Here is a 6,131-nt window from a genome sequence, read left to right as displayed (position 1 = left end):
CTGGTCGGGCAGGTCCGGCTCGGGGCGACGCCGTCGTCCACCGTTGGGCGCGGGCGCTGCCCCGATCCCCTCGTCCGGGCGGTAGCGCGGCTCTGGGCGGCGCGGGTCGTCGGCGGTCCGGTCCGGGTACCCGTCGGCGCGGTACCGCGTGCGGCCGTCCACCGGTGCCCACGGGTCGACCGCGTCGGCGATCCGGCCGTCGTGGTCGCGGGTGGGTCGGACGCCGTACCCGTCGCCGGGGTGCCGTTCGTAGCCAGCCGCCGGTCGTTCCGGTGTGCCGCGCCGACGTGGCGCGTCGTCCGGCTCGGGCACCCAGCCGGGTTCTGCTCGGGGCGCGGGGGAGACCGGCGGTGTGCCCCGGTAACCCCGATCCCGCTCGGTGGGCTCCTGCCGGGGACGGCGGCTGTCGTACCGATCGGGGGTGGGCTGGTCCCGGTGCCAGGCGGCTTCCCGCGCGGGTCCCCGCTCGTCGGCAGGGCGTCGGTCGGACCAGGCGGTACGCCGGTCCGACTCGGGGGAGCGGCGTTCGTCGCGGCGGGGTGGCTCGGGCAGCGGACGACGGTACGGCTCATGGTCGTAGTGGCGGGAGTCGGCGCTGTCGGGCCGGCCGTAGGCGGACGTGTCCGCGGGCCGCTCGTCGCCGCGGGGTCGGCCGTAGGTAGGTGTCTCGTCCGGTTCGTCGTCCACCCAGGACCGGCCCTGGGGTGCCTGTTCCGCCGGTGGTTCGTCGGACCACGACCGGCCGAGGTAGGTGCCGTCCGGGCGGGTGGGGGCGAGCGGCGGCACCTCGGCGCGACCGGACACCGTCGCCCGGCCGCGCGGCGGCGGCTGGTGCGGCATGCCGATGTCGCCGGGGTAGCGCTGGCCGGGGAACTGGGGGTGCCACTCGGTGGTCGGTTCGACCACCCAGGACGGTTCGTTCGGGTCCGGCCACCGGTCGGTGTAGCGGCCGTTCATCCGTCGAGCCCGTCGCCACACCCGGCCGCCGGGCCGATCCTCGCCGGGGGTGAGCTGTCCGCAGCCGCCGTCGGGTGACCGCTGGGCGTCCGGTCGCCGCCTGCCACGCCCCGGTGGCCGGCTCGCGTCCGCTCGCTCACGCGTTGTCACCTCGTTGCAAATTGTCGCGCTGGGGCCGCACGTGCCGGTCAGGTCGCCGCTCCGGCAGGCCGTGGCTGCGGATGGAGGGTAACGGCGTGGGCTCGCTCACCGCCACTGTGGTGCCGCCCACCGGCGCAAACGTTATCCCATTGGTTTCGGACATTTGGTCCTATAACCGAATCTGGACTCCGACCCTACCGCACTCGAAGACCACCTGGCCCCGGCGGGATCGGGGGCTCGTTCAGGGATGCTCCATGATGAGGACGGCGAAGGTGCCGGGAGCGAGCGCCTCGTACCGGTGCGGGGCGTCGCCGGGGAACGTGGCGTAGTCGCCGGGGTCGAGTTCGACCGGCGCACCCTCGGGCCCTACCCGCAGTCGGCCGGCGGCGACCACCACGTGCTCGACGCTGCGCGGGGTGTGTCCGTGGCCGGTTCGGACCGCGCCCGGTTCCAGCCTGATCAGGTAGACGTCCCGGCGCAGGTGCGCCGCGCCGGCGCTGAGCAGCTTTCCGCTGAAGTCGGCCTGTTCGGAGCGGACGTCGGGCCCGTCGCCCGCCCGGATGACCCGTACGGGCTCGTCGACGGGCTCCACCAGCCGGCTGAACGGCACCCCGAGAGCGACGCCCAGCGCCCAGAGCGTCTCCACGCTCGGGTTGCCGGTGCCCGACTCCAGTTGGGAGAGGGTGGACTTGGCCACCCCGGCCCGGCGGGCCAGCTCGGTCAGCGAGATGCCGACCCGTTCCCGCTCCCGGCGCAGGGCGGCGGCGATGGTGGCAAGCGGCGCAGCCGGTTCCGAAGGCATGCCTTCGCTCCATTGGGTCGAACGTTCGGTGTGGCGAACAGCGGCGACCCGTTCAGCATGATGAACGCACGACAGGATCCGCGCAGTTACGGCGAAACTGCTGCCTCTGAGATGCCTGAGGCAGCAGTTTCGCTGATCTTGCGGGGATCTTGCGGGAGCCCGGGGTTCAGACCTTGTCGCCCAGCTTGACCTGGGGCGCCGGAGCGCGCATCCGCCGGAAGGTGATCGACCGCATGACCGCGTAGAGGAAGAGCGAGCCCATCCGCTGGTCGGTCTTCGGGAAGCGCTCCCGGACCAGCTTGCTGATCTTGCGGCAGATCAGCACCGAGTCGACGACCACACCCAGCGCCAGCGCGCCCCAGAGCACGTTGGAGACCAACCGGACCAGCGGCGGCATGGCCGCGTTCGACCCGACCAGCACGATCAGCGCGCCGCCGAAGAACCAGGTGCCGACGGTACGCCGGGAGTCGACCACGTTGCGGGCCAACAACCGCTCCGGGCCACGGTCGCGGGGGCCGCCCTCGCGGCGGAACTCCGACGCGGCCTCGGCGCGCAGTTGGCGGCGACGCTCCCGCTCCTCCTCCTTGGTGAGGGGGCGCGTGGGGCCGGCCGGCCGACGGCCGGCGGTGGGCCGCTTGGGCGTCTCCCGACCCTTGGCCGGGGTGTAACCCCGGGAACGCTCAGCGGTCTCCTCGGGGGTCACCGAGGTGACGGCCTCGTCGACGAGGTCGGTGGACTTGCGGCGAAAGAGCGACGGCACGCGGCAAGGGTAGCCAACCGCCCGCGCCCGCCGCACATCGCGGTGCACCGACAGACGGCTCCAGGTCGCAGCGCGACCTGGAGCCGTCGGAGAGAGCGAAGGGTGACCGAGGTTACGGACGCTCGGCGTGCGCGCCCAGGTCGGCGAGCTTCGCCTCGAAGTCCTCGTAGCCCCGGTTGATCAGGTCCACGCCGTACACCCGGGAGGTGCCCTCGGCCGCGAGCGCCGCGATCAGGTGGCTGAACCCGGCCCGCAGGTCCGGGATGACCAGGTCGGCGGCGTGCAGCTTGCTCGGCCCGGCGATCACCGCGGAGTGCTTGAAGTTGCGCCGGCCGAAGCGGCACGGGGTGCCGCCGAGGCAGTCCCGGTAGACCTGGATGTTGGCGCCCATCGAGTTGAGGGCCTCGGTGTAGCCCAACCGCTGCTCGTAGACCGTCTCGTGGACGATCGACAGGCCGCGGGCCTGGGTCAGCGCCACGACCAGCGGCTGCTGCCAGTCGGTCATGAAGCCCGGGTGTACGTCGGTCTCCAGCGCCACCGCGTTCAGCTCGCCACCCGGGTGCCAGAAGCGGATGCCGCCCTCCTGGCCGGGGTCGCCCAGCTTCGGTGCGCGGGCGTCGGTGACCTCGTACTCGCCGCCGACCGAGCGGAAGATGTTCAGGAAGGTCATCATGTCGGCCTGCTGCGCGCCCAGCACCTCGACGTGACCACGGGTCGCCAGGGCGGCGGCCGCCCAGCTCGCCGCCTCGATCCGGTCCGGGATCGGCCGGTGGGTGTAGCCGTGCAGCTTGGGAACGCCCTGGATCTCGATCACCCGGTCGGTGTGGACCTTGATGATCGCGCCCATCTTCTGCAGGATGCAGATCAGGTCGATGATCTCCGGCTCCACCGCCGCGTTGCGCAGCTCGGTGACGCCCTCGGCCATCACGGCGGTCAGCAGCACCTGCTCGGTGGCGCCGACGCTCGGGTACGGCAGGGCGAACTTGGTGCCGTGCAGCCCGTTCGGCGCGGACAGGTGCAACCCCTCCGGCCGCTTGTCGACCGTGGCACCGAACTCCCGCAGCGCCTGGAGGTGGAAGTCGATCGGGCGCGGGCCGATGTGGCAGCCGCCCAGGTCGGGGATGAACGCGTGCCCGAGGCGGTGCAGCAGCGGGCCGCAGAACAGGATCGGGATCCGGCTGGAACCGGCGTGCACGTTGATCTGGTCGGTGCTCGCGCTCTCCACGTTCGCCGGGTCGAAGACGAGCTCGCCGTCCTCGGTGCCGTCGGTCACCTTGACGCCGTGCAGGCCGAGCAGACCTCGCACCACCTCGACGTCGCGGATCTTGGGCACGTCGAACAGTCGGCTCGGGCTGTCGCCGAGCAGCGCGGCGACCATCGCCTTCGATACCAGGTTCTTCGCGCCGCGCACGCGGATCCGCCCTTCGAGCGGAGTGCCTCCGTGCACAACCAGGACGTCGTCGGTCAACGCAACCTCCAGCGCGTCGGTGCTGCCGTGTTGATGGTGGGGCGCCTGAACCTTCTCGCTACCCCGGATGCGGCCATGTCGAAACGGCCCGCGTGTGTCGTCGCTTGGGGAGCATAGCCCTCGGTGACGAAAAAGGACTCGGTCACATCGGCGTGTGTGGCATTAATCGGTGATCCGGCACTTTTGCGTACCAAGAGCGCTACGGATCGTGATCAGGACTCCGTCGGTGGCGGAGTGTCCGCGCCGGGCAGGGCGAGCATCTGGTCCAGCGCGACCCGGGCGTGGTGCGCCGTGTCGGCGTCCACCGTGATCTGGTTGACGACCCGCCCCGCGACCAGCTCCTCCAGGGCCCAGACGAGGTGCGGCAGATCGATCCGGTTCATCGTCGAGCAGTAGCAGACGGCCTTGTCCAGGAACATGATCTGCTTGTCCGGGTGCGCCAGCGCGAGCCGGCGGACCAGGTTCAGCTCGGTGCCGAGCGCCCACGCCGAGCCGGCCGGAGCCGCCTCGATCGTCTTGATGATGTATTCGGTGGAGCCGACGTAGTCGGAGGCCGTCACCACCTCGTGCCGGCACTCCGGGTGAACCAGGACGTTCACCCCCGGCACCCGCTCCCGTACGTCGTTGACGCTGTCCAGCGTGAACCGGCCGTGCACCGAGCAGTGCCCCCGCCAGAGGATCATCTTGGCGTCGCGCAGCTGCTCCGGGGTGAGCCCGCCGCCGGGCTTGTGCGGGTCGTAGAGCACGCAGTCGTCCAGCGACAGGCCCATCTCCAGCACCGCCGTGTTACGACCCAGGTGCTGGTCCGGCAGGAAGAGCACCTTCGAGCCCTGCTCGAAGGCCCAGTCCAGGGCGCGCTTGGCGTTGGACGAGGTGCAGACCACACCGCCGTTGCGGCCCACGAAACCCTTGATGTCGGCCGAGGAGTTCATGTACGTCACCGGCACGGTCTCGCCGGCGATGCCCAGCTCGGTCAGCGTGTCCCAGGCGGCCTCGACCTGGCCCAGGACCGCCATGTCGGCCATCGAGCAACCCGCCGCGAGGTCGGGCAGGATCACCCGCTGGGTGTCGGTGGTGAGGATGTCGGCGCTCTCGGCCATGAAGTGCACGCCGCAGAAGACGATGTACTCCGCGTCCGGGCGGGCCGCGGCCTCCCGGGCCAGCTTGAACGAGTCGCCGGTCACGTCGGCGAACTGGATCACCTCGTCGCGCTGGTAGTGGTGCCCCAGCACGAAGACCTTGCTGCCCAGCTTCGCCTTCGCGGCGGTGGCACGGGCCACCAGATCCGGGTCGCTGGGCGCCGGCAGGTCGCCCGGACACTCGACGCCGCGCTCGGTGTCGGGGTCGCTGCCCCGGCCGAGCAGCAGCAGAGCCGTCGCCGTGTTGGAGGGTTCCACCCAGGTCGAAGTCACGTAGCCCATGGTCCCACAGCGCGAGCGCGACGCAGCCTCGCTCGGTGTGGGCTGCCACACTGCTCGGCATGCGCGTGCTGCTCTGCCCGGACAAGTTCGCCGGCACCCTGCCCGCACCGGAGGTGGCCGCCGCGGTCGCCGCCGGTTGGCGCACCGTCACCGACGGAGACGATCTGCTGATCCGACCGCTCGCCGACGGCGGGCCGGGCTTCGTGGAGGTGCTCGCGGAAGCCCTCGGCGGCCGGCGGGTGCCGGTGTCGACGGTCGATCCGTTGGGCCGACCGGCGGCCGGTGAGATCCTGCTCACCGCCGACGGCGCGACCGCCTATCTGGAGAGCGCGCAGGCGTGCGGCCTGCACCTGCTCTCCGCGGCCGAACGCGACCCGAAGGTCACCACGTCGTACGGGCTGGGTCTGTTGGTGGCCGCCGCGGTGGAGAGCGGTGCCCGCACGGTGGTGATCGGGCTGGGCGGCTCCGGCACCAACGACGCCGGCGCCGGAATGCTCGCCGCGCTGGGCGTGACCCCCCTCGACCAGGGCGGCGCCGCACTGCCGTACGGCGGGGCTGCGCTCGCCGCGCTCGACGCGCTGG

General features: G+C 71.9%; 5 protein-coding genes and 1 pseudogene. 1 reads left to right on the top strand and 5 read right to left on the bottom strand.

Annotated features, from left to right (window positions below; all coding sequences use genetic code 11):
* From PSH25_RS23750 to nadA, 5 genes and pseudogenes are all read right to left on the bottom strand, one after another.
* Positions 1 to 957, bottom strand: a pseudogene (locus PSH25_RS23750) (hypothetical protein); the annotation flags it as partial.
* Positions 958 to 1,339: 382 nt separating this feature from the next.
* On the bottom strand, positions 1,340 to 1,900 hold the full coding sequence (locus PSH25_RS23745) for a helix-turn-helix domain-containing protein (protein WP_238661173.1): 561 nt from the start codon (positions 1,898 to 1,900) through the stop codon (positions 1,340 to 1,342).
* Between the two features lie 166 nt (positions 1,901 to 2,066).
* A complete protein-coding gene (locus tag PSH25_RS23740) occupies positions 2,067 to 2,660 on the bottom strand; it encodes a DUF3043 domain-containing protein (RefSeq protein WP_238661172.1) in 594 nt (197 codons plus the stop codon).
* A gap of 112 nt (positions 2,661 to 2,772) precedes the next feature.
* The gene (murA, locus tag PSH25_RS23735; protein WP_030337972.1) at positions 2,773 to 4,128 is read right to left on the bottom strand and encodes a UDP-N-acetylglucosamine 1-carboxyvinyltransferase; all 1,356 of its coding nucleotides are present in this window, start codon (positions 4,126 to 4,128) and stop codon (positions 2,773 to 2,775) included.
* A 212-nt stretch (positions 4,129 to 4,340) separates the two neighbouring features.
* Positions 4,341 to 5,540 carry a quinolinate synthase NadA gene (nadA, locus tag PSH25_RS23730; protein WP_238661171.1) on the bottom strand — a complete coding sequence of 400 codons (1,200 nt, stop codon included), beginning with the start codon at positions 5,538 to 5,540 and terminating at the stop codon, positions 4,341 to 4,343.
* 68 nt (positions 5,541 to 5,608) lie between these two features.
* Between nadA and PSH25_RS23725 the strand changes: the two genes are divergently transcribed.
* A partial coding sequence (locus PSH25_RS23725) for a glycerate kinase (protein ID WP_238661174.1) occupies positions 5,609 to 6,131 on the top strand: 523 nt, incomplete at its 3' end.

Source organism: Micromonospora foliorum (genome assembly GCF_022229015.1).
Classification (GTDB): Bacteria; Actinomycetota; Actinomycetes; order Mycobacteriales; family Micromonosporaceae; genus Micromonospora; species Micromonospora foliorum.
The sequence above is the reverse complement of the archived record's forward strand: the minus strand, read 5'-3'. Positions and strand labels throughout refer to the sequence as shown.